Annotated in this window: 19 protein-coding genes; 12 read left to right on the forward strand and 7 right to left on the reverse strand. The window is 72.9% G+C overall.

From position 1 onward, the window contains the following. The first annotated feature begins 37 nt into the window (after positions 1-37). Complete coding sequence (locus tag MJ876_RS10315; RefSeq protein WP_240236195.1) at positions 38-1,276, forward strand: MFS transporter; 1,239 nt, start codon at positions 38-40, stop codon at positions 1,274-1,276. A gap of 32 nt (positions 1,277-1,308) precedes the next feature. On the opposite strand, the gene MJ876_RS10320 is transcribed toward MJ876_RS10315, so the two are convergent. Beyond that, positions 1,309-2,640 carry a haloacid dehalogenase-like hydrolase gene (locus tag MJ876_RS10320; protein ID WP_240236196.1) on the reverse strand — a complete coding sequence of 444 codons (1,332 nt, stop codon included), beginning with the start codon at positions 2,638-2,640 and terminating at the stop codon, positions 1,309-1,311. A gap of 154 nt (positions 2,641-2,794) precedes the next feature. On the opposite strand from MJ876_RS10320, the gene MJ876_RS10325 reads away from it, so the two are divergent. From MJ876_RS10325 to MJ876_RS10360, 8 genes are all read left to right on the forward strand, one after another. Next, positions 2,795-4,027 (forward strand): MFS transporter, encoded by a 1,233-nt coding sequence (locus tag MJ876_RS10325; RefSeq protein WP_240236197.1) that lies wholly within the window; start codon positions 2,795-2,797, stop codon positions 4,025-4,027. 154 nt (positions 4,028-4,181) lie between these two features. Continuing rightward, positions 4,182-4,616: a PaaI family thioesterase gene (locus tag MJ876_RS10330; protein ID WP_240236198.1), complete on the forward strand. Its 435-nt coding sequence runs from the start codon at positions 4,182-4,184 to the stop codon at positions 4,614-4,616. 118 nt (positions 4,617-4,734) lie between these two features. After that, positions 4,735-6,399, forward strand: coding sequence for an ABC transporter substrate-binding protein (locus tag MJ876_RS10335; protein ID WP_240236199.1), 1,665 nt, complete (start codon positions 4,735-4,737; stop codon positions 6,397-6,399). After that, entirely contained in the window at positions 6,399-7,355 is a 957-nt protein-coding gene (locus MJ876_RS10340; protein ID WP_240236200.1) for an ABC transporter permease, read from the forward strand. The genes MJ876_RS10335 and MJ876_RS10340 overlap by 1 nt, the downstream gene beginning before the upstream one ends. Then, positions 7,352-8,269 (forward strand): ABC transporter permease, encoded by a 918-nt coding sequence (locus MJ876_RS10345; protein WP_240236201.1) that lies wholly within the window; start codon positions 7,352-7,354, stop codon positions 8,267-8,269. Before MJ876_RS10340 ends, MJ876_RS10345 begins: the two co-directional genes overlap by 4 nt. Positions 8,270-8,288: 19 nt before the next feature. Next, on the forward strand, positions 8,289-10,118 hold the full coding sequence (locus tag MJ876_RS10350) for a gamma-glutamyltransferase (RefSeq protein ID WP_308192588.1): 1,830 nt from the start codon (positions 8,289-8,291) through the stop codon (positions 10,116-10,118). Continuing rightward, complete coding sequence (locus MJ876_RS10355; RefSeq protein WP_240236202.1) at positions 10,102-11,754, forward strand: ABC transporter ATP-binding protein; 1,653 nt, start codon at positions 10,102-10,104, stop codon at positions 11,752-11,754. Before MJ876_RS10350 ends, MJ876_RS10355 begins: the two co-directional genes overlap by 17 nt. A 20-nt stretch (positions 11,755-11,774) precedes the next feature. Further along, the gene (locus tag MJ876_RS10360; protein WP_240236203.1) at positions 11,775-12,440 is read left to right on the forward strand and encodes a GntR family transcriptional regulator; all 666 of its coding nucleotides are present in this window, start codon (positions 11,775-11,777) and stop codon (positions 12,438-12,440) included. A gap of 65 nt (positions 12,441-12,505) precedes the next feature. Here MJ876_RS10360 and MJ876_RS10365 read toward each other — a convergent pair whose 3' ends face one another. Further along, entirely contained in the window at positions 12,506-13,207 is a 702-nt protein-coding gene (locus MJ876_RS10365) for a VOC family protein (protein WP_240236204.1), read from the reverse strand. A 101-nt stretch (positions 13,208-13,308) separates the two neighbouring features. Between MJ876_RS10365 and MJ876_RS10370 the strand changes: the two genes are divergently transcribed. Continuing rightward, the gene (locus MJ876_RS10370) at positions 13,309-13,887 is read left to right on the forward strand and encodes a hypothetical protein (RefSeq protein ID WP_240236205.1); all 579 of its coding nucleotides are present in this window, start codon (positions 13,309-13,311) and stop codon (positions 13,885-13,887) included. Positions 13,888-13,896: 9 nt separating this feature from the next. Here the strand turns inward: MJ876_RS10370 and MJ876_RS10375 are convergent, their stop codons facing one another. The 4 genes from MJ876_RS10375 to MJ876_RS10390 form a co-directional block, all read right to left on the reverse strand. Then, on the reverse strand, positions 13,897-14,475 hold the full coding sequence (locus MJ876_RS10375) for a GrpB family protein (protein ID WP_240236206.1): 579 nt from the start codon (positions 14,473-14,475) through the stop codon (positions 13,897-13,899). A gap of 4 nt (positions 14,476-14,479) precedes the next feature. Then, positions 14,480-14,959: a YbaK/EbsC family protein gene (locus tag MJ876_RS10380; protein ID WP_240236207.1), complete on the reverse strand. Its 480-nt coding sequence runs from the start codon at positions 14,957-14,959 to the stop codon at positions 14,480-14,482. 63 nt (positions 14,960-15,022) lie between these two features. Beyond that, entirely contained in the window at positions 15,023-16,348 is a 1,326-nt protein-coding gene (locus tag MJ876_RS10385) for an HNH endonuclease signature motif containing protein (RefSeq protein WP_240236208.1), read from the reverse strand. A 514-nt stretch (positions 16,349-16,862) separates the two neighbouring features. Beyond that, positions 16,863-17,816 (reverse strand): TIGR00730 family Rossman fold protein, encoded by a 954-nt coding sequence (locus MJ876_RS10390; RefSeq protein WP_240236209.1) that lies wholly within the window; start codon positions 17,814-17,816, stop codon positions 16,863-16,865. 78 nt (positions 17,817-17,894) lie between these two features. On the opposite strand from MJ876_RS10390, the gene MJ876_RS10395 reads away from it, so the two are divergent. After that, positions 17,895-18,479 (forward strand): TetR/AcrR family transcriptional regulator, encoded by a 585-nt coding sequence (locus MJ876_RS10395; protein WP_240236210.1) that lies wholly within the window; start codon positions 17,895-17,897, stop codon positions 18,477-18,479. 458 nt (positions 18,480-18,937) lie between these two features. Here MJ876_RS10395 and MJ876_RS10400 read toward each other — a convergent pair whose 3' ends face one another. Beyond that, the gene (locus MJ876_RS10400; RefSeq protein WP_240236211.1) at positions 18,938-21,337 is read right to left on the reverse strand and encodes a S8 family serine peptidase; all 2,400 of its coding nucleotides are present in this window, start codon (positions 21,335-21,337) and stop codon (positions 18,938-18,940) included. A gap of 439 nt (positions 21,338-21,776) precedes the next feature. Between MJ876_RS10400 and MJ876_RS10405 the strand changes: the two genes are divergently transcribed. Then, the gene (locus tag MJ876_RS10405) at positions 21,777-22,352 is read left to right on the forward strand and encodes a hypothetical protein (protein WP_240236212.1); all 576 of its coding nucleotides are present in this window, start codon (positions 21,777-21,779) and stop codon (positions 22,350-22,352) included. Positions 22,353-22,371 lie beyond the last annotated feature (19 nt).

Genomic DNA, 22,371 nt, shown 5'->3' on the forward strand with positions numbered 1-22,371 from the left:
CCGCATGGTGCCCCGGACCGGACCGTAAGGTCCACCCATGGCCGGCGACGGGGTGTTCCCGACGCACCCGTTCCTGAGGTACTGGCGAGCCTCTGCGGTCTCGGGCCTCGGGACCTACGTCACCCTCCTCGCCCTTCAGGCGCTCGTCGTCCTCACCCTCGACGGCTCCGCCGTCGACGTCGGCCTGCTGAACGCCGCTCGGTGGCTGCCGTTCCTGTTGCTGGGCCTGGTGGTCGGCGCGGTCGTCGACGGTCGACGGAGGCTCCCGCTGATGGTCTCCACCGACCTCGTGCAGGCCGGTCTGCTGATCCTCCTGCCGCTGCTGTGGTGGGCGGGTCTGCTCTCGATGCCCTCGCTCCTCGTCGTCGTCGCGGCGTACGGCGCCGCGTCCGTGGTCAACGCCGCGGCCGACATGTCGCTGCTGCCGCGACTGGTCGCGGGGTCCGACCTGCAGCGCGCCCACGCACGCCTCGACGGCGCGGACGCGGTGGCCTCGACCGGCGGTCCCGCCCTCGGCGGGCTGCTCGTCAATGTGGTCGGGGCGCCGTTGACGGTGCTCCTGGACGCGGCGACCTACCTCTACTCGGCCCTGACGCTTCGACGGCTGGGCGTGGACGAGCCGCCGGCGCGCACCGGTGTCACCGTCCGGGACCTCCTGCACGACGTCGCGCAGGGCTTCCGATGGGCGTACGGCAGCTCCGGTCTCGCGCCGCTCGCCCTCACGGCGCACGGATGGTTCGCCGCCCACGCCGCGGTCATGGTCGTGCTCGCGCCCTACTCGCTGGTGACGCTGGGGCTCAGCGCCGCCGCCTTCGGTCTCGTCGGCGCCGCCGGGGGAGCGGGTGCGCTGCTCGGGGCCCTGGTGACCACGGTGGTCGGACGGCGCCTCGGAACCGGCTGGACGGTGATCGCCTGCCACGCCGCCACCACCGTCGCCGTCCTGGCGATGGTGGCCGCCGGCTCGGTCGGCCCGGGCGGGGCAGCGATGGGTCTGCTGGTGACCGGTCAGGTGCTCTACGGCGTCGCGATGGGCGCCAGCAACTCCCACGAGATGAGCTACCGCCAGCTCGTGACGCCTGACGAGCTCCAGGCCCGCACCAACACCTCGCTCCGCGCGCTGAACCGCGGCGTCGTCGTCGTGGTCGCGCCGCTGGCCGGCTTGCTCGCCGACACCTGGAGCCTCGCCGGCGTGCTCGCCCTCGCCGCTGTGGGCTTCGCGGTGGTGACCGTGGCGCTCGCCGCGACCCCGTTCCGTCGGGTCAGGGTCCGTGCCTAGGCCCAGGCCCGCGCGGGGCCGACCTGCCGGCCTCAGTTCTCGGCGTGGACCGTGTCCCGCTGGTCGGGCACGACGGTGCCGTCGGGGCGGCGGACCGGGACCTCGTCACCGTCGGGGTCGAGCGCGCCCGTGGTCGAGCAGGGGTAGCGGCCCTCCTTGCGGGGCAGCGGCTGGATGAACATGGGCTGCACGAGCCAGCGGCCGTCCGGGTCGTCGTAGGCCCGACACATGACCTCGTCGTCGTTGCGGTTGAGCACGATCCGCGCGCCGGTGGCGTCGGAGAGCATCGAGACGTCGGTGGTGGCGTCGCCGCCGGTGATGACGGGGCGCTGGGCGTACGGCGCCGGCCGGAGCGCCGTGCGGCCCGTGATCCCGACGATCCGCTCGTTGATGAAGCAGCGCTTGCCGTCGACGTAGGTCATGATCGAGTCGGCCCGGTCCGGGACGCCGCCGCAGCCCTCGAGCCGGCCGTTGAGCCGCCCGTTGGTGGTGAGCTGGAAGACGCCGAGGGTGTGGTCCGGGCCGATGCCGACGGCGCGACCCCAGACGTCGGCGAACTCCTTCGGCGAGGCGGACACGATCCAGGTCTCGATGCCGGCCGCGCGCAGCGTGCGCACGAGGTCGCGCATCTCCGGGTAGTACCGGATCCAGGCCGTCTCCCGTGACGAGCCGACCCGCTGCGTCGCCCCCACGGGCGCCTCGAGGGCGGCGGTCCGGGCCCGCGTGGCGAGGCGGCGCACCTGGGCGGGGGTGTAGCCCTGCAGCACCTGCCCGACCCAGGCGTACATCCCCTGCATCCGTCGGTGGTGGTAGCCGGCGAACACCTTCGCGCCACCGGTCGTGGTCTGCTCCGTGCGCACCGACAGGATCTCGTCGGCGCAGCGCACCGAGCGTGGCTCCCGGGCCCGGGTGGGCAGCGGCTCGCCCGCCTCCGCCAGCGGTCCGCAGGCACGACGCAGCGCCCGCGCCCCGGCGTCCGTCATGTACTGGCTGGTGGTGCGCCAGTCCTTGCCGGGCGGCTGGAGGATCTTGTCGTGCCCGATCATCCAGAACAGGGTCTGGTCGGAGATGTCGTTCTTGATCATCGTGTTGTCCCAGTCGAAGACCGCGTACGGCGTCCGCGCGGGGGGCTCCCCGTCGACCCAGCCGCACCGCCCGCGGCGGTCGATGACCCGCTGGATCCGCTCGGCGTTGTCGCCGTACCAGCGGTCCGCGAGCTGCAGCTGGGGGCAGTCGGCGGCGGGGTCGGCGGTCGCGACCTGGGACGCCGGTCCGGCGCTCGCAGCCGGGCCGACCGCCCCCAGGGCGGCGAGCGCGAGCGCGGCAGCGGTGAGCAGGGCGGGGACGAGCGGGCGCTTCGGCATGGATGACCTCCGAGTCGGTGGTCCTCGACGGTCGCACGCCTTTCTGTGACTGCGGTCACACACGGCACCGGCGGCGTGTCGCGCCCCGCTCACACCGGTCCGCCCGGCGCGGAACCCGGGTGCATCGGACACGACCCGCGCCTAGGGTCCCGGGATGGGGACACGGCTCGCACCGCTGCAGGTGCCCGCGTTCCGGTACTTCTTCGTGGGGCAGGTGATCAACCGCTCCGGCTCGTCGATGTCGGGCGTCGCGCTCGCCTTCGCCGTGCTGGCGATCGACCCGTCGCCGTCCGCGCTGGGACTGGTCCTGGCGGCCAACAGCATCCCGACCGTCGTGTTCATGCTCCCCGGTGGCGCGCTCGCCGACCGCCTGCCGCGCGCGGTGGTGCTGCGGGGCTGCAACCTCGTCCAGTGCGCCTGCCAGACCGTGACGGCCGCGCTGGTGCTGACCGGGTACGCCGAGATCTGGCACCTCGTGGCGTTGCAGGCGGTCGCTGGGACGGTGAGTGCCGTCAGCTACCCGGCGTTCCTCGGCATGGTGCCGATCCTGCTGCCCGCACCCCAGCGCAAGGCGGCCTACCTGCTGATCGGCCAGGCCGACAGTGCGGTGTCCGTCCTCGGCCCTGCGCTCTCCGGGCTCCTGGTGGCCACGGCCGGCGCGGGGTGGGCGCTGGCGATCGACGCCGCGACGTACGCCGGCGCGGCGTTCTTCCTGTCCCTGGTGCGGCTGCCCCCGGGGGACCGCAGCCAGGCCCGCCCCAGCGTCCTCGGCGACATGGTCGCGGGCTGGTCCTTCGCCCGGGACCTCGGCTGGGTGATCCCGGCGTCCATGGCGGCGCTGGTGTTCAACGCGCTGTTCGTCGGCGGCATCGAGGTGCTCGGTCCCGTGGTCGCCGACGGCACGATCGGCAGCGAGGGGTGGGGCCTGGCGCTGTCGGCACAGGCGGTTGGGATCTTCGTGACGGCGTACTTCCTCGCCCGGGTGACGATCCGGGTCCCGCTGCGCACGATCATGGTCGCGTTCGCGATCTGGTGCGTGCCGATGGTCGTGCTCGGCACCCGGGTCGAGCTCTGGCTCCTCGCCGGCGCCTTCGTCGTGTCAGGCGCAGCGCTCAGCCTGCTCAGCCTGGCGTGGGACCTGACGGTCCAGGAGAAGGTCCCCGAGCACATGCTGTCGCGCATCCTGGCGATCGACGGCTTCTTCTCCTTCGTGGCCACGCCGATCGGTCTGCTCGCCGCGGGCCCGCTGGCCGAGGCGTTCGGCATGCGCGCCGTCCTCCTCGGGGCCTTCGGGCTCGCCGTCCTCGTGGCGGTCGTCGGGGCGACGCGCCCGCTGCTCACCCGCGTGCGGCTCACCGGCGTCCCGGTGGACGAGGCGTCGTCCTGAGGGTCGTCGTGCGGGGGATGATGCGGGTCGTGCCGACGCAGACGCTGGTGCGGCCGTCGATGACCGGCTTCGTCGGCGGTGGTCCGATCGGGAGGGGTGCCGCACCGGCCTCGGCCCGCACCCGTTGTTCACCTCGGAGGACTAGACCGGCCGCGTGGACACGGCACCCCTCCTGACCGGCCCCCTCCTGCGCGACCGCGCCGCACTCGCGCTCGGGCTCCCGCTCCCGGCGGCGCTCGGGATCCGGTTGGTCGACGAGGGCGACCCGGCCGGTGGCGCCGTGCTGGAGGTGGGCGACCTCGCCGCGAACGGAGCGGGGGGAGCGCACGCGGGGGCGCTCTCGGTCCTCCTCGAGGTGGCCGGGTACCTCGCGCTCGCCCCAGCGCTGACGACCGCCGAGCACGCGGTGACCCACTCGGCCGCCACCACGTTCGTGTCCGTCGCGGCCGGGGGCCGGTCGGTCCGCGCCTCCGGGGTGCTCGACCGCCGCACGTCGCGCCTCGCCTTCGTCGGCGTCACCGCCCACGTCGGGGACCGGGTCGTCGCCCGGTCGACCCTGGTCAAGTCCGTGGTCCCGTTCACGGGCTGACCCGCGGGGGCACGACCCCCACCGCCACGTCAACCTGTTGACCGCGCGGGACGACCTGGGGCAGGGTCGGAATGTATACAAACGCCGCCGGCACCCCTGACTCGGACGAGGTGACCTGATGGACCTGTTGCACCGGCGCGCCCGCGGACCGGCCCCGGGACTCCTGGCCGCAGCCCTCGGTGTCGCCCTCCTGGCCACGGCCTGCTCCCCGGTGCAGCCGCGCCAGGAAGCGGTGGACCGGCCCGACGTCACCGCGGTGACGGCCGACGGGCAGGAGCTGCGGCGCGGCGGCGAGCTGGCCATGGGGCTGTCGGCCGAGCCCGACGTCCTCGACCCGACGACGTCGAGCTCGCTCTACACCCGCTACGTGATGAACACGATCTGCGAGAAGCTCTACGACATCGACGCGGACAACGAGATCGTGCCGCAGCTCGCCGCCGACCTGCCCACGATCCGCCGCGGCGGGCGCGAGGTCGAGATCCCGCTGCGCGAGGGCATCCGGTTCGCCGACGGCACCGACTTCGACGCCGCGGCCGTGCAGCAGACGCTCGATCGGCACCTGACCAAGGACGACTCCGCCCGCAGCGGCGAGATGGGTCCGGTCACCGACATCACCACGCCCGACGAGCGCACCGTCGTCCTGTCGTACGACGAGCCGTTCGCGCCGATCACGGCCTCGCTCGCCGACCGCGCCGGGATGATCATGTCGCCCGCCGCCCTCGACGAGCTCGGCGACGACTTCGGCCAGTCCCCGGTCTGCGTGGGGCCGTTCCGGTTCGTCGAGCGGATCCCGCAGACCTCGATCACCGTCGAGAAGGACCCGCTGTACTACGACGCCGACGAGGTCATGCTCGACCGCATCGAGTACCGCATCATCACCGACGCGAACATCCGCGCGGCCAACCTGCGTGCCGGCGAGGTGCAGGTCATCGACACCGTCTCCCCGCAGGACGTCTCCTACCTGCGCCGCGACGACAGCCTCGGCACCCTGCAGGTGGGCTCGCTGGGCTACCAGGGCGTCACCTTCAACGTCGGCAACACCGACGGCGTCGGCAACCCGCCGGGGGAGATCGACACGCCGCTGGCCCAGGACCCGCGGCTGCGCCAGGCCTTCGAGCTCAGCATCGACCGCGAGGCCCTCGTCAACTCGGTGTTCAACAACGAGGCCGCGCCGGCCTGCTCGGCGATCTCGCCGGACACGCCGTACGCCACCGACGTGAGCAACGACTGTCCCGAGCACGACCCCGAGGAGTCCCTGCGGCTGCTCGAGGAGGCCGGTGTCGAGACGCCGGTCGAGATCGAGATGACGGTCAGCAACACCCCCGACACCCTGCGGCTCGCCCAGGCGCTGCAGGCGATGGTGGCCGACGGCGGCTTCGACCTCGAGATCTCGCCCGTGGAGTACTCCACGCTGCTCGACCAGCAGGACCGCGGTGACTACGAGGCCCTGCAGCTCGGCTGGTCCGGCCGCATCGACCCCCACGGCAACCTCTTCGGCTTCGTCGTCACCGAGCAGCCCGACAACGTCGCCGGCTACAGCAACCCCGAGGTCGACGAGCTCATGACCCGAGCGGCGCAGGAGGAGGGGACCGCGCAGCGGGCCCGCACGTACGGCGAGGCCATCGAGGTGCTGCGCGAGGACCTGCCGATCGTCTACCTCTACCGGCTGACCAGCCTGACCGGCTACTCGCGCGAGGTCACCGACATCGCGACGTACGGCGACGGCGTCGTGCGGCTCGGCCGGGCGGCCTACCTCGCCGACCCCGAGGCGGGGGAGGAGTGATGGCGCGGTACCTCGGGATCCGGGCGCTGCAGTCCGTCGTGACCCTCGTGCTGTCGTCGATCGTGGTCTTCCTCGGCGTCCGGGCCCTGCCCGGCGACCCCGCCCGGGCGCTGGCGGGGGAGGAGGCCACGCCCGAGACGCTCGCCGCGATCCGCGCCGACCTCGGGCTCGACGACCCGTTGCCGCAGCAGTACCTCGCCTTCCTCGGCCAGGTGCTGCGCGGCGACCTCGGGACGTCGGTCCGCACGGGCCAGCCGGTCACCGAGCTGGTCGCCGCGACGCTGCCGGTGACCCTCTGGCTGTCCCTGGGCGCCCTGCTCGTCGCGATCGTGGTCGGCATCGGCGCGGGCGTCGTCGCGGCCGTCCACCGCGGCCGCTGGCCGGAGTGGGTGGCCAACGGCTTCACCCTCGTGGCGCTGTCGGTGCCGAGCTTCTGGCTGGGCATCCTCGCGATCCTCTACCTCGCCGTCGGCCTCGGCTGGTTCCCCGCCTCCGGGTTCGTGCCGCTGCGCGAGGACCCGCTGCGCTGGGCCTACCACCTCGTCCTGCCGTCGCTGGTGCTCGGGACGGCGCTCGCCGCCGTCGTCATGCGCCAGACCCGGGCGTCGATGATCACGGCCCTGTCGACGGACTACGTGCGCACCGCCCGGGCGAAGGGCATGCCGCGCGGCAAGGTCCTCACCCGGTTCGCGCTGCGCAACTCGCTGATCGTCGTCGTGACCATCGTCGGTCTCCAGCTCGGCGGCCTCATCTCCGGCGCGGTAGTCACCGAGCGCATCTTCGGGCTGCCGGGCTTCGGCAAGCTCACGCTCGACTCCGTCTTCACGCGCGACTACCCGGTCGTGCAGGCCGTCGTCATCGTCGTGACCGCGGCCTACGTGCTCATCAACCTCGCCGTCGACGTCCTCTACTCGGTCATCAACCCGCGCATCCGCGTCGGAGGGAGCCAGGCATGACCTCGACACCGGTCGACCCGCCCGTGGGCGGGCCCCCGCCACCCCCGACGACACCCGGCTCGGAGGCGGACCTCGGCTCCCGCCGCGGTCGCGTGGTCCGCGAGCTGCTGGGCAACCCGCTCGGCCTGGTCGGCGGCGGGCTGCTGCTCCTCGTCGTCCTCGTCGCCGTCCTGGCGCCGCTGATCACGGCGTACTCGCCGACCGAGGTGGACTTCGACCTGCCCTTCCAGAAGCCGTTGACCGAGGGCTACCCGCTGGGCACCGACGACCTCGGCCGCGACGTCTGGACCCGCATCGCCTACGGCGCCCGCGCGTCGCTGCTCGTCGGCCTCATCGCCGTCGGGCTCGCCGTCGCGGTCGGCACCCCGCTCGGGCTCGCCGCCGGCTGGTGGGGCTGGCTGGACGCGATCGTGTCCCGCCTGACCGACCTGATGCTGGCGTTCCCGTTCCTGGTGATCGCCGTCGGGCTGGCCGCGATCAACGGAGCGAGCCTCACCGGCGCCGCGGTGGCGCTCGGCATCTCGCAGGTCCCGACGATGGTCCGCGTCGTCCGGGCCGAGACCATCCGGGTGAAGCAGCTCGAGTTCGTCACCGCCGCGAGGAGCCTCGACGCGTCTTCGGGCCGCATCCTCGCCCAGCACGTGCTGCCCAACACGGCGTCGACGATCATCGTCCAGGCGACGGTGATCATGCCGGTCGCGGTGATCGGCGAGGCGATCCTGTCGTTCCTCGGCCTCGGCATCCAGCCGCCCACCCCGAGCCTCGGGATCATGCTGTCCGACGCCCAGCAGTACATCTTCCGGGCGCCCTCGGCCGCCATCTTCCCGGGCGTCGCGATCGCCGTCATCTGCCTGGGGTTCAACCTGTTCGGCGACGCCCTGCGCGACGCCCTCGACCCGACGTCCCGCCGATGACCCCGCACGAGAGGACCCCGTGACCACCCAGGCGACCCCCTTCCCCGACCCGCCCGCCGAGCTGACCCGGCCGGACCTCGTCGGCCGGTTCGGCATGTGCGCCTCGACGCACTGGCTGGCCAGCACCACGGCGCAGTCGGTGCTCGAGCGCGGCGGCAACGCCTTCGACGCCGCGGTGGCCGGCGCCTTCGTGCTCCACGTCGCCGAGCCGCACCTGAACGGGCCCGGCGGCGACGTCACGGCGCTGCTCGCCACCGCCGGCGACCCGGCACCGCAGGTCCTCGTGGGCCAGGGACCCGCCCCGGCGGCCGCGACCGTCGAGCACTACCGCGCCGAGGGCCTCGACCTCGTGCCCGGGGCGGGGTCGCTGGCGGCCGCCGTCCCCGGCGCCGTCGACGCGTGGCTGACGCTGCTGCGCGACCACGGGACCTGGGAGCTCGCCGACGTGCTCGAGCCCGCGATCGGCTACGCCGAGGACGGCGTCCCGATCGGGCCCCGTGTCGCCGCGGCCATCGCCGGCGTGCTGGACCTGTTCACCGACCACTGGCCGTCCTCGGCCGCGCTGTGGCTGCCCGGCGGCGAGCTGCCCGCCGTGGGCGCCGTCCTGCCGATGCCCGCCTGGGCGCGGACGCTGCGCCGGCTGCTGGACGCCGGCACCGGCGAGGGCCGGGAGGCCCGCATCGACGCCGTCCTCGCCGAGTGGCGCTCCGGCTTCGTCGCGACCGAGGTCGAGCGGTTCGTGCAGGGCGAGCACCGCCACTCCTCGGGCACCGACCACGCCGGCGTGCTGACGGCCGCCGACATGGCCGGCTGGCGGGCGACGTACGAGCCGGCGACCACCCTGGACTTCCACGGCGTCACCGTCGCGAAGACCGGCGCGTGGGGCCAGGGCCCGGTGCTGCTGCAGGCCCTGGCGATCCTCGAGGGCTTCGCCCCGGAGGAGGTCGACCCCTCCACCGAGGCAGGGGCCCACCGGGTCCTCGAGGCCCTCAAGCTCGCCCTCGCCGACCGCGACGCCTGGTACGGCGACCCCGACCCCGCCGGCGACGAGCCACCCGTGCCGCTGGACCGGCTCCTGTCCACCGAGTACGCCGCCGAGCGCCGCGCGCTGATCGGTGACGAGGCCTCCCACGAGATCCGACCCGGCACGGTCGACGGCCGGGAGCCGTACCTGCCGCCGCTGGTCGCCACCGGCGGCCCCGGGGCGGCCGGCGCCGCCGCCGGCGCGGGGGAGCCGACCGTCTCCGTCGCCGGACGCACCCGCGGCGACACCTGCCACATCGACGTCGTCGACCGGTGGGGCAACCTGGTCTCGGCGACGCCGTCCGGGGGCTGGCTGCAGTCCTCGCCGACGATCCCCGAGCTCGGGTTCTGCCTCGGCACCCGCCTGCAGATGACCTGGCTCGACGAGGCCTCGCCGTCCGCGCTGCGCCCCGGTCGCCGCCCGCGGACCACGCTCACCCCGACGCTGCTGCTCCGCGACGGGGTGCCGTTCTCCGCGCTCGGCACGCCGGGCGGGGACCAGCAGGACCAGTGGCAGCTGTCCTACCTGCTGCGCACGATCGTGGGGGGCTGGACCCCGCAGCAGGCCATCGACGCCCCGACGCTGCACACGACGTCGATGGCCGGGTCGTTCTGGCCGCGCGAGTGGACGCCGGGCGGCGCCGTCGTCGAGGACCGTCTCGGTGAGGACGTGATCCGCGGCCTCGAGGCCCGCGGCCACGTCGTCACCCGCGCCGGCGACTGGGCCCTCGGACGGCTCTCCGCCGTCACCCGCGACCCCGAGACCGGGCTGCTCGGCGCGGCCGCCAACCCCCGAGGAGCGCAGGGCTATGCCGTCGGACGCTGAGAAGACGCAGGACCCGCTGCTCGAGGTGCGCGGCCTCGAGGTGTCGTACGGCGAGGTCCCCGTGCTCCACGGCGTCGACGTCACCGTCGCCCTCGGGGAGCGCGTCGCCGTGGTGGGGGAGTCCGGGTCCGGCAAGTCGACCACCGCGGCCGCCGTCCTCGGGCTGCTGCCCGGGCGGGGCCGGGTCACCGGCGGCGCCATCCGCTTCCGCGGCGAGGACGTCACCCACGCCGACGAGTCCCGGCTGCGGCGGCTGCGCGGCCGCGAGGTCGGCCTCGTCCCGCAGGACCCGATGTCGAACCTCAACCCCGCCACCCGCGTCGGGGCGCAGGTCGCCGAGACCCTCGTCGCCCACGGCCTCGCGAGGGGCCGCGCGGCGAGGGAACGGGCGATCGAGCTGCTCGGCGAGGCCGGCATCGAGCAGCCGGAGCGCCGCTACCGGCAGTACCCCCACGAGTTCTCCGGCGGCATGCGCCAGCGGGTGCTGATCGCCATGGCGCTGGCCTGCGAGCCGGCGCTGCTCATCGCCGACGAGCCCACGTCCGCGCTGGACGTCACCGTGCAGCGGCGGATCCTCGACCACCTGGAGTCGCTGCGCGCCTCGCGCGGCGCGTCACTGCTGATCGTCACCCACGACCTCGGCCTCGCCGCCGACCGCGCGGACCGCATCGTCGTGATGTCGAAGGGCGAGGTCGTCGAGACCGGACCCGCGGAGGCGATCCTCCGTGACCCGCAGCACGAGTACACCCGGCGGCTCGTCGCGGCGGCCCCGTCCGTGAACGCCTCGAAGGTCGTCGCCGCCGGGAGCACCCGGCTGACCGGGCAGGCGGCCCCGGCCGCCGGCGAGCCGTCGGCACGCCCCCTGCTCGAGGTCGACGACCTGGTGAGGACGTACAAGGTCCGCGGCCGTCGCGAGCCCCTCGTCGCCGTCGACCACGTCTCGTTCTCCCTGCAGGCCGGGACGACGACCGCGGTGGTGGGGGAGTCCGGCTCCGGCAAGACCACGGTGGCGCGCATGGTGCTGGGGCTCGAGGAGCCCACCTCCGGCGAGGTCCGGCTCGAGGGCGAGGTCGTCCGCACGGCCCGCGGCGCGGCGCGGCGCGCCGTACGCCGGACGATGCAGCCGGTCTTCCAGGACCCCTACGCCTCCCTCGACCCCACCTTCACCGTCGAGCGGATCGTCGACGAGCCGCTGCGGGTGTTCAAGGTCGGCGACCGGGCCTCACGCCGGGCGCGGGTCACCGAGCTGCTCGACCAGGTGGCGCTGCCGGCGTCCGTGGGTCAGCGCTTCCCGGGCGAGCTGTCCGGCGGGCAGCGCCAGCGCGTCGCCATCGCCCGTGCGCTCGCCCTCGACCCCCGTCTCATGGTGTGCGACGAGGCGGTCTCCGCGCTCGACGTCCTCGTGCAGGACCAGGTGATGACCCTGCTCGACGACCTCCAGCGCGACCTGGGGATCTCGTACCTGTTCATCACCCACGACCTCGCGGTCGTGCGCCAGCTCGCCCGTGACGTCGTCGTCATGCGCAGCGGTCGGGTCGTCGAGCACGGCACCGTGGACGAGGTGTTCGCCTCGCCACGCGAGGAGTACACCCGCGACCTGCTCGACGCCATCCCCGGCGCCGGGTTCTTCTCCTAGCGGCGCGACGGGGGAGAGGCGTGGGCAAGCTCGCCGACACGGTCGTCACCCGCCTGCGGGGCGGGATCGTCGACGGCACCTACGCGCCCGGCACCCGGTTGGTCGAGGCGGACCTGTGCCGCGAGTTCGGGGTCTCGCGGGTCCCGGTGCGCGAGGCGCTGCGGCACCTGGAGGCCGAGGGCTTCGTCGTCTCGCGGCCGTACGCCGGGGTCCGGGTGGCGCGCTTCGGGCCCGACGAGGCCGCCGACCTGTTCGCCGTCCGCCGAGCGCTGGAGGAGACGACGGCCCGCCGGGCCGCCACCCGGATGCGAGACAGGACGTCGGTCGCCGGGCGCGACCCCGGGCTCGAGGAGCTCGGGGAGCGGCTCACGTCGCTGGTGGCCATGGGCCACACCGCCCTGCGCGAGTGGCCCGAGGAGGTCGCCGCCCTGAACACCTCCTTCCACGCCACGATCGCCGAGCTCAGCGGCAGCACCGTGCTCGTCTCGCTGTTCCGACAGGTCGCCGCGAAGATCGAGTGGCTCTACGCGATGGACGTCGGGGTGCGGGGCCCGCACTCGTGGTCCGAGCACGCCGCCATCGCCGAGGCCGTGACCGCCGGCGACCCCGAACGCGCCGCCGCCCTCATGGCCGAGCACGTCGAGGCGTCGCTCACCGGCTACCTGCTGCGCCACGCGCCGCAGTGAGCGGTCCGCGGCCGGTGGGTGCGCGGTCGGCCCGAGGCTGCGCCGCGGGCGGGTCGAGGTGTCGCTCAGCCCGGGGCGGCGGCCACGCAGACGACGCCGCGGTTGCCGTCCTGGTCGGCGACGACGGTGAGGCCGGGGGACTGGCTGTCGTCGACCACGATCCCGCCCGCGGCGACGGCCGCCGCGATGCGGCGCTCAGCCTCCCGCGCCGAGACGTAGACCTCGACGTGGACCCGCTGCCGAGCGACCTCGGCGTCCTGGACCCCGTCGTCGAACCACAGGTTGGGCACCCGGCCCGAGGCGTCGCGGACCTCGTCACCGGGTGTCCCGCGCCCCTGGGCCTCGGGCTCGCCGGCCAGCAGGGCCGCCCACACGGGGGCGACCGTCGAGGGGTGCGCCGTCTCCAGGCCCAGCTCGACCGTGCTGACCGCGTCCGGGTCCGCCGGCAGGTGCTGGTCGGCGGCGATGTCGCTGATGCGCCGCGCCACGTCGAGGTCCTGCTGCGTGACCCACTGGACGACGTGCTCGGTGCCGTCGTCCTCGCGGTAGATCGCGTCGTCGCTGACCAGGGTGAGGTCGACGTGGTCGGGTCCGACCACGGCCCGCGGATGGTGGCCGAGCACGTCGCCCGCCTGACCCACCGCCGACACGAAGCGCGCGCCCTCCGCGAAGTCGTCGGTGAGGAAGCGGGCGTGCAGGCCCTGGGCGAGCTTGCACCAGTCCCGCAGGCCGGCCGCGGCGATCTCGTCCCTGCTCAGCATGTCCATCCCGAGACGCTAGCCAGCGGCGGGCGATCTGTCTGCCGCCGTGGGGACCGTGCGGCGTGTCGGTGCTCGCAGGCGAGGCGCAGTCGGATGAGGATGCGCCCATGACGCTGCGCCGCCTTGCCCTCGTCCTCACCGCCATGACCGCGACCAGCGCCCTGGTCGCGCCGGCGTCGGCGGAGGTCGAGGTGCACCGGGACCCCCGGGGTGACACCCAGCGCGTGGAGGAGCGCGGCGTGAGGACGTCGGCGGACGTGCTGCGCCTGCGCGGCGTGCACGCGGGGGACTCGGTGGACGTGCAGCTCGACGTGGTCGACCTCACCGGCAAGCCGGCGTACGCCGGGATCCGTCTGCTGACCCCGACCGGCGCCGAGTTCACGGTGGAGCTGAGCCGGGAGGGTGACGGCGGCAAGGACGTGACCATCTACCGCTCGGACCGCGACCGCTTCGGCAGCGTCGACTGCCCCGGGCTCGAGGGGCGCTTCTTCGACCAGCAGGACCGGATGGCCGTGTCGGTCCCTCGCTCCTGCATCAACCGCCCCCGCTGGGTACGCTTCGGCGCACTGGCGGCCGCCGCGTCCCGCGGCTTCGCCCGGGTGTACGCCGACGACGCGCGGCGCGACGGCGGCAACAGCCGCACCTTCCGGCCGGTCCTCGGGACGAAGCGGCTGTCGCACAACTGAGGCCAGGCGTCACCGCTCCGGGTCCTGAGACCAGCCCGTCTGCTGCGCCCACCGCTCGGCCGCGTCCATCACGAGGTCGCAGGCCGGGTCCTTGACAGCGTAGTAGGCCTCGACGTCGTCGGGGTGCAGCCGGGCCAGCGCGAGCTTGACCTCGGCGTACGCCGCCGCCGCGGCGGGGGAGTGACGCAGGTAGTCGCGGAACAGCAGGGCGTACCGGGTGTTCGCCCGGCCCACCTCCCGCACGTGCACGTGCGTCGGTCGCCACGCCGGCGGGCGGACGTACCTCTTCTCCCAGGCCGAGAACTCCCGCCCGGCGCCCGCAGGGACGTGGTCGGTCCGCAGCCCGGTGTCCGTCGCGCCGAGCTCCTCGAGGGCCCGGAGCAGCCGGGAGTCGTGGAGGTCCGCGACGCTCACCTGGACGTCGATCACGTCCGTCGCCGCGAGACCGGGCACCGACGTGGACCCGATGTGGTCCACGCGAAGCGCGAGGCCGCCGAGCCCGGCTCGCAGGAGGCGGGCGACCTCCTCGAACTCCGCCGGCCACCGGTCGTCGTACTCACGGATCACGATGCCCAAGGACGCGGCCACGGCCTCAGTCCGGGACCCGGCACACGTCGACCCAGGCGGCTCCGGTGAGCTCGCCGAGCCGCTCGACGGGGATCTCGAACGCGCTCGTCCGGCTCCCTGCGGCGGGAAAGACGGTGTCGAACGCCCGCAGGCTGACGTCGCAGTAGGTGGCCACAGGGGAGGGGTGCCCGAAGGGGCCCACGCCACCTGGCGGCTGGCCGGTGAGAGCCTCGGTCTCGTCGGCGGGCAGCATCCGTGGCTTTGCCTCGAACCGCGCCTTGAACTTGGCGTTGTCGAGCCGGGCGAGCCCGCTCGTGACGAGCAGCAGCCTCCGGTCACCGGCCCGCAGCGCCAGCGTCTTCGCGATGCGCGCGGGTTCGACACCGAGCGCCTGGGCCGCCGCGTCGACCGTCGAGGTGTCGTCGGCCATTTCACGCACCACCGCGGTGGGAACGTGCTCCTCGAGGAACCGGCGAGTAGGTGACACGGCGTCGGTCTTGGTCATGCCCTTATCCGTAGCACCAGATGACTCCGACAGACGCACAGGGGAGTGCACGCCGCGTCCGGTTCACGTCCGCAGTGACATCGACACGGTGCCGTCGGTGTGCCAGTGGTGGGTGTAGCGGTGGTCGTGGATGCGTCGGTGGTGCCATCCGCAGAGTGGTGCGGCGTTGTCGAGGTCGGTGGTGCCGCCGTGGGACCAGGGTGTCTTGTGGTGCAGCTCGCACCAGGCGACGGGTCGGGTGCAGCCGCGGGCGGCGCAGTGGGTGTGGAGGGCGGTGATGGCGGCGCGTTGGGCTTCGGTGAACAGCCGGGAGAGCCTGCCGAGGTCGAGGACGCGAGGTTTGCCGTCGAGGGCGCGGCCGAAGACGGTGGGCACGATGCCGGAGTTGCAGGCCATGCGGCGGGCCTCGCCGGCGGAGATGGGGCGGTCGGTGTCGAGGCCGGCGGCGCGTAGGTGGCCGCGGAGGGTCTCGATGTCCATCAGGACGGTGACCTGGGTGGTCGCGGCGCCGTGGAGGTGGTCGGTGGGCAGGTGCTCGCACAGCTGCGCCAGCGCGAGGCCGCGGGCATGGGCGGGATCACGGGCGGGGTCGGTCTGGTCACGCACGAACGGGTTGGACTCCCGGCTCGCCGCCCGGCCCTGGCGCGCATCGCGACCGTTGGTGCGCCGGGGTGCGGTCATGGCCTCGATGATCTTGCGCAGGGCGTCGGCGGCGAGGTTCGGCAGGGTGAAGTGGCCGCTGGTGGTGCCGTCGCCGTTGTCGTGGAACGTGAGGCGCGCCTTGGCGTGGGCGGCGTCCTCCTCCTCGACGATCTGGTCGTTCTCGTGGGCGTCGACCACCTCGGGGTCGGGCTCCACCTCCTCCAGCACCCGCCGTGCGGCGCGGCGCAACTGGGCGGGGTCGAGGCGTCCGGCGAGGTCGACCAGCCTCGCCTCGCACGCCTGCCGTTGGGCGGGCGTCAGGCCGGCGGGGAGCTTCCTCATCGCGTCGGCGATGACCTTCGCGTGCGACGCGGACAGCGCGCCGTCCTCGAGTGCCGAGCGGGTGTCGTCGAGGGCGGGCTGGTCGTCGTCACCGGCCAGGGAGCCGGCGAGGCCGGCGTCGCGGGCGGAGTCCTGCCGGGTGCCGCGGGTGTTCTTCGCGACCCAGTCCGCGGTCGAGGCCTGCCCGTCGCCGGCGGGCACGTCCGCGGCCTGCGCGGCGGCGATCAGCTTCAGCCGCAGCCCGTCCAGCCGCGCCTGCGCGCGGTGCACCTCGGCGAGCAACCCGGCGTCGGCGGCGCGAACCGTGGTCGCGTGCAGGTCGTCGACGACCAGGTGCAGCACGTCCACCTGCACGGCCAGGGACAGGGAGTCCCGGGGCCGGAGGGGGATGGCTGCGGTGGTCATGGCGCAAGAGTAATCGAACACATGTTCGACTGCAAGCCATTTCTCACAGCCACCGCGACTGTGATGCGTCAGAACGTGAGTGCCTGTCCGTCCCGCGTCAGGACTTGGCGCACACCGCCTTGCTGGTGTCCTTCACTTGGTCGACCCGGCCGCGCATCTGCTCGGACGTCACGCCGACCGTCTGCAGGTGCCACGACGGCCGAGGCGAGTTCGCGTCTGCTTACAGATAGCGAGGTCCGGCTCCAGGACACTGTTGGGCCGGGCCAGGCACCCTCGACGCAAGTTTCCAATGCGCCGATAAGTGACATTATGTCACTCAGTGCTCTGCGTATTGGCTCAGATGCATCAACGACGTCGAGGCCGCCTCACTCCCCTCTGACATACGGCGTAACACGCCGCCGACAAGGGAGCGTGACCACAACGGAATCGTCACGCTCCCTGTGACGATCGGCGCGCGGAGCGCAGGATCGGTGGTCGGCGAGCGCATCTGGTCACGAAGGACTTGCGCGAGAGGTCAAAGGTCTGGAGCGAGGTATCGCAGAAGCTGGGCTACTGCGGGGGCACATCGCGGATCGGTAGACGAGCCGAGCCAGCAGAGTTCGTCGACCTCACTGTTTGTGGCGGGTGTTCCGGTGGCTTGCGCGGTGTAGCAGTGCATGCGCAGGCGTTGACCATCGCGGCCGTGCGCGGGGGCGTCAATGACGGTCAGCGGGGTGATGCTGGTGGGATCGAGGTCGAGGCCGAGTTCTTCTCGAACCTCGCGTCGCAGCGCGGTCGGGTGGCTCTCGCCTGGCTCTAGCTTGCCTCCAGGCAGATAGAAGGCATCTTGCCCGCGGGTCCGCACGGTCAGCAGATGACCATGCTCGACGTGGACCCAGGCCACTGTCTCAAGCGTGTCGTGCGCGTTGTCGTCGCGCCACTTGGGGTGTGCTGGCCTCCACGTGGCAAGACCGTTCAGCAGGTCGTCTGCCCCGGCTGCGACCACGACGGTGTCGCGGTCCGCTGCGCGCAGGTAATCGTGTGCCACCAATTCGTTGAGCGTGGCGAGCAGTGGTTGCCAGAATCCGTCAACGTCGATGAGAGCAACGGGTTTCCGGTGCAGACCAAGCTGCTGCCAGGTCCACGCCTCGAACCACTCCTCCAAGGTGCCGGCGCCGCCCGGCAGTGCACAGAACGCATCGGCCAAGTCGGCCATGCGCTGTTTGCGCTCGTGCATCGTGGTGACCACGACAAGCTCGGTCAGCCCGGGATGAGCGATCTCGGCATCCACCAGATGTCGGGGCATGACACCGATGACGCTGCCCCCGGCTTGAAGGGCTCCGTCTGCCAAGGCGCCCATCAGGCCGACCCGACCTCCGCCGTAGACCAGGGCCACGTCTTGGGCCGCAAGGCCTTCGCCCAACGCGCGCGCGGCCTCGACGTGCGAGCCCACCGCGCCGTTGCTGCCGGCAAAAACCGCGACCCTCACCGATCTTCCTCCTGATTCGCCCCGACGCCGCCGAGAGACGCAACGCGACGTTGCGTTGCAGCGTGCCACACTCAGCGAGTGGTTCGAACGGAGAAGGCGATCGACGACGCGAAGTTGCCGCGAGCGCGCCAGCAGACGGCGATCTTGGATGCAGTGATGGACGGACTGGTCGACCAGGGCTATCAGCAGCTCACCGTCGAGGGCGTCGCCGCCCGGGCTGGCGTTCACAAGACGACTCTGTACCGCTGGTGGTCGGGCAAACCTGCGCTGGTCGCCAACGCCCTGGCCAACAGGATGGTCGTTGGCCCGGTCCCTGACACCGGCACTACCCGCGGCGACCTGATCGCCTGGATTGAGGTCACGATCGCCAACTACGCCGGCACCCGAGCCGGCATCGCCTTGCCCGCTTTGATCGGCGACCTCGCCTCGACTCCCGACGGAGTGACAGCCTTCCGTGAGGCGTTCCTCGCCGAGCGACGAGCTGGCTGCGCCGAGCTCGTCCGCCGCGGAATCTCACGAGGCGACCTGCCCGCCCACACTGACGTCGAGCTCTTCCTCGACGCTCTCGCAGGCACCGTCTTCTACCGACAGCTCGTCTCCGGGGTGCCCTTCACTACCGATCTCCCCGGTCGGCTCGTGGACTTGTTGCTCGGAACCCGCTAAAGACCAAGTGATCAACCGCCCAGAAGCCTGATCCCCTCGTCAAGTACCTTTCCCGCGGCTTCACGGACCTTTTCCCTCCGAGGTCGACCGTCCGCTCGCGGCGCGGGCGCACCCGACGACGTACGGCCAAGTCAACCGACAGTTGCTCCCGCTCACGCGGGGGGTGCCGCCGAAGAACCGTCGGATCTAGCGTCGCCGGATGAGGACAGTGGCTGGCGTAGTCGGTGTGGTCTGCGTGGTCGTCGGCGGAGCCATGCTCGCCACCGGGACGATGAGCCGAACCCCGTGCGGGACGCGCGCAGGTCAGGACGCCAGCGTCATCGCTACGGTCCCCCTAAGACCCGTCCGGATGCGACCCCGGTGAGCGGTCCCCGTGCGGCACCGGCGGTCCGGCGCGAGGTCAGTACGACGGGTCTTGATGCGCAGGGTCTCCAGTAGAAGACAGGTCGCCCCTCCCCTTACCGGGTCGTCACATTGGACGCCACCACCGCGTAGTCCTGGTCGAGCGATGTGTCGTTGCCCGGTACGCCGTCACCGTTGACGCCGCTGGCGACCACCCGCACGGTGACCGGCCCGGTGGTGCCCGGCGGCAGGAACACGTTCTCGAGGTTGTTGCGGGGGTCGGCGGCGCCCCCGGTGACCGAGGTGCTGCCGCTGAACACGTTGCCGCGGTAGGTCAGGCCGCCGGCGATCACCTCCAGGTCGAGGTCGTTCACCCAGGCGTTCCCGGTGGTCGCACCAGGGGCGTCGGTGAAGGCGAGGCTGACGCGGACGGGCCTTGCGGAGTCCACGATCTCACCGGTCCACGACTCCTGCTCCCCCGCCGCTGTGAACGTGCGGTTGTCGGCCTGGTCCCGCACCACCCGACGCAGCGACGACTCGGTGATCCGCGACAGGTTCGGGGCACCCCAGCCCTGCGACGAGCCGGGCAACGTGTCCCCCGCGCCGACGCCGGTGAGGTAGCGCGGGGTGTTCACCATCAGCGCCTTCAACATCGCCGGGCTGGCGGTCCGTCCCGGGGACAGCACCCGCCCGTAGTACTCCTGGGCCAGGGCCACCGCTCCGGAGATGGCGGCCGCGGCCTGGCTGGTGCCGCTGGACCAGACGTACCGGGTCTGTCCCCTCGGGTGGTAGCGACTGCCGCGAACCCCGCAGACACCATCGAAGCGGGGGTCCTGGCTGGCCGGGCCCTGGATGTGGGTGCCGGCGGCCACCACGTCCGGCTTGGTACGCCGGTCACGGGTGGGGCCCGGGGAGGAGAAGTCAGCCATGTCGGAGGCGTTGTCCGCGTCCCTCACACGACAACTGTCGGGCGTGCCCTCCTCGCGCACGTTCTCGGTCGCACCCACGGTGAGCACGTTCTTCGCGGTGCCGGGCGAGCTGATGTTGTAGTCCTCCTCCGGATCATCGCCCGAGTTGCCCGCCGAGAAAACGTGCAGCATCTCCTGGAGACCGGGCGTCCGCGCACTGGCGTCGCGGGTCAGCGCGTCGTAGGCCTGGGCCCGCGCGTTGTACACCCCGGAGCTCTCGCCCCACGAGTTGTTGGTGACGTCGGCGCCGCCCGCGTACGCCTTCTCCACGACCCCGACCACGGAACCCCCGCAGCCGCCGAGGTCGAAGCCGTCGTCGGGCCGGAAGATCCGGACGCCCGAGAAGCGCCCGTACGGCGAGACCCCGAGTCCGTACTGATAGCCCGCTCGGTCCTCGTGCGCCGCACCCGTCCTGGCGTTGTAGCCCCCGACGATGCCGGCGACGAGCGTGCCGTGACCTGCCACGTCGCGGGCGGTGCCCGCGGTCGTGCAGTTGCCGTTGACGACGAGCCGGTCCGGGCTTCCCGACCGCGGCCCGGCGAAGTCGGGGTGCTTCGGCATGTTCGAGCCGGTGTCGATCCCGGTGTCGACCACCGCGACCTGGGGATAGCTCGAGGGGGTGGTCGGGAAGCCGCGATTGCGGAGCCACGCGAGGTAGCCCGGCGCCCTCGGCACGGTCTTCCCCTCGCGGAGTGCGACGTTGCCTGCCAACAGCTGGTTCTGCCGCTCGTCATGCAGCACCGGGGCCTCGTACGGCTCCACGTTGAAGACTCCTGGCAGGGACGCGATGTCGTCGAGGTCCGACCGCGAGGCCCTGACGGTCACCGACCTGAGTGACCCCACGTCGAAGGCGGGTTCGACCACCGTGCGCCCCGCGGTCACGTCCTCGAGCGTGGTGTCGACGCCACGCACGACCTGCACCGTCACGTCGACGGTCCGCTCCCCTCCCTCGCGTGCGAGCGGGTGGAGGTCAGGGGCGAGGCGGTACGCCGGGTCGTAGGGACCGCTGTACTGCACGTGGAATGAGGAGCCCACCAGGGCGTCCAGCTCCACTGCGGTCCGAGCGCTCACCCACACGACGTAGGCGTTGGCCGGGAGGTAGCTGACGACTCGGGCCCCTCTCGCCGTCAGGTCCTCGAGCCACTCCGGCGTCACCGGACCGGCGAACTGGACGAGACGCAGCTGCATGCCGCTGCTGGCCGGCGCCGCCAGGTGGTCCGGCGGCGGTACGTCGCCCGTCGTGTCGAGCGCGCCATCGCGCAGCCCGATGCTGGTGAGGGCTGCGGGCCGCGCGAGCGACCGGGCCCCGACCGCCTCGCCGGCGTCCTCCACGCGCCACAGGGAGAAGGCGCCGTAGTCGGAGATCAGCTCCGCGCCGGAGGCCTCGAGCCGCTCACGACTGCGCTGGTCCTGCGCGTCGACCAGGACGGGGGCCGGTCCACCGGCACTGCGCCCGCTCGCGCTCGGCCGACCGTCCTGGCTCGTCGGCTCGGCGACCGCGACCGGGGCCGACGCCAGCGCACTCGTCAGGAGGATGCCGATCGGCACCCCGACCCACGCTGCATGCCATCGATGGTGTGTCACGGGTGTTCCTCTTGGTCGTGGCGGGTCGGCCGAGCGTACGCCGCCGGACGGCTCAGGGGCGTCACCTCTCGCGGGGAATGTGCGACGTGCTTACGGGTCGAAGCTCGTCCGGGCCGGCGGCACGGGTCTGGCGACGCCGTCCATCGAGCGGGTGCTCGACGTCGGCGACCAGGTGGCGACGATCGAGCAACGCCTGGATGGCCGACCCCTGCGCGAGCAGATGGACGACGGGACGCACGTGGTGACGGACGTCGAGGTCTCGTGCGTCCGGGCGGCCCTGACCTCGCTTCGACGAGCCACCCGTGCGCGCGATGGCCTCGCTCCCCTCGCGACGGCGTCAGGTCGAGTCGGACGACCCTGTGCCGGCGTCGTGACGCCACCGGCCCGAGGACACAATGCGCGCATGCGTCCCCGCCTCGTCGTGCTGCTGATGTCCACCGCCCTGGCGACCTGGGGCCTGGTCTCCCCCGCCGCGGCCGAGGTCGAGGTGCACGACGACCCGCGCGGCGACGTCGTCCGCGTGCAGCGGGGCGCGGTGGCCTCGGCCGACGTCCTGCGGCTGCGTGGTGAGCACGCCGGGTCCTCGCTGACGGTGGCGATGGACCTCGTCGACCTCACCGACCGGGAGATGTTCATCGCCCTGCAGGTGCGGAGCCCCACCGGCGCCGACTACACCGTCGAGGTGGGTCGCGACGAGGACGGCGAGAAGACCCTTTTGATGGCGAGGAGCACCCGACGCGGCACGACCGGCGTCGACTGTCGCGGTCTGGCCGGCCGGTTCTTCGCCCGGCAGGACCGCGTCGTCGTCACCGTGCCCCGGAGCTGCCTGAAGAGGCCCCGCTGGGTGCGGTTCGGAGCACTGGCCGCGGCCTCCTCCTCCGGTCCCAGCCGCATCTACGCCGACGACGCGCGCCGGGACGGTGGACGCTTCCGTGACGACCGCCCGGTCCTGGGTCAACGACGCCTCCACCATGGGTGACCCGCGACCGGTACCGGTC

The sequence above is a fragment of the Nocardioides sp. CFH 31398 genome, from assembly GCF_022436705.1.
Lineage (GTDB): Bacteria > Actinomycetota > Actinomycetes > Propionibacteriales > Nocardioidaceae > Nocardioides.

What these genes read in the sequence shown, in the direction of transcription:
- MJ876_RS10335 (WP_240236199.1), top strand. Translation starts at nt 4,735, where the DNA reads ATGGACCTGTTGCACCGGCGCGCCCGCGGACCGGCCCCGGGACTCCTG.
- MJ876_RS10385 (WP_240236208.1), bottom strand. Translation starts at nt 16,348, where the DNA reads ATGACCACCGCAGCCATCCCCCTCCGGCCCCGGGACTCCCTGTCCCTG.
- MJ876_RS10345 (WP_240236201.1), top strand. Translation starts at nt 7,352, where the DNA reads ATGACCTCGACACCGGTCGACCCGCCCGTGGGCGGGCCCCCGCCACCC.
- MJ876_RS10320 (WP_240236196.1), bottom strand. Translation starts at nt 2,640, where the DNA reads ATGCCGAAGCGCCCGCTCGTCCCCGCCCTGCTCACCGCTGCCGCGCTC.
- MJ876_RS10355 (WP_240236202.1), top strand. Translation starts at nt 10,102, where the DNA reads ATGCCGTCGGACGCTGAGAAGACGCAGGACCCGCTGCTCGAGGTGCGC.
- MJ876_RS10365 (WP_240236204.1), bottom strand. Translation starts at nt 13,207, where the DNA reads ATGGACATGCTGAGCAGGGACGAGATCGCCGCGGCCGGCCTGCGGGAC.
- MJ876_RS10340 (WP_240236200.1), top strand. Translation starts at nt 6,399, where the DNA reads ATGGCGCGGTACCTCGGGATCCGGGCGCTGCAGTCCGTCGTGACCCTC.
- MJ876_RS10370 (WP_240236205.1), top strand. Translation starts at nt 13,309, where the DNA reads ATGACGCTGCGCCGCCTTGCCCTCGTCCTCACCGCCATGACCGCGACC.
- MJ876_RS10405 (WP_240236212.1), top strand. Translation starts at nt 21,777, where the DNA reads ATGCGTCCCCGCCTCGTCGTGCTGCTGATGTCCACCGCCCTGGCGACC.
- MJ876_RS10315 (WP_240236195.1), top strand. Translation starts at nt 38, where the DNA reads ATGGCCGGCGACGGGGTGTTCCCGACGCACCCGTTCCTGAGGTACTGG.
- MJ876_RS10325 (WP_240236197.1), top strand. Translation starts at nt 2,795, where the DNA reads ATGGGGACACGGCTCGCACCGCTGCAGGTGCCCGCGTTCCGGTACTTC.
- MJ876_RS10380 (WP_240236207.1), bottom strand. Translation starts at nt 14,959, where the DNA reads ATGACCAAGACCGACGCCGTGTCACCTACTCGCCGGTTCCTCGAGGAG.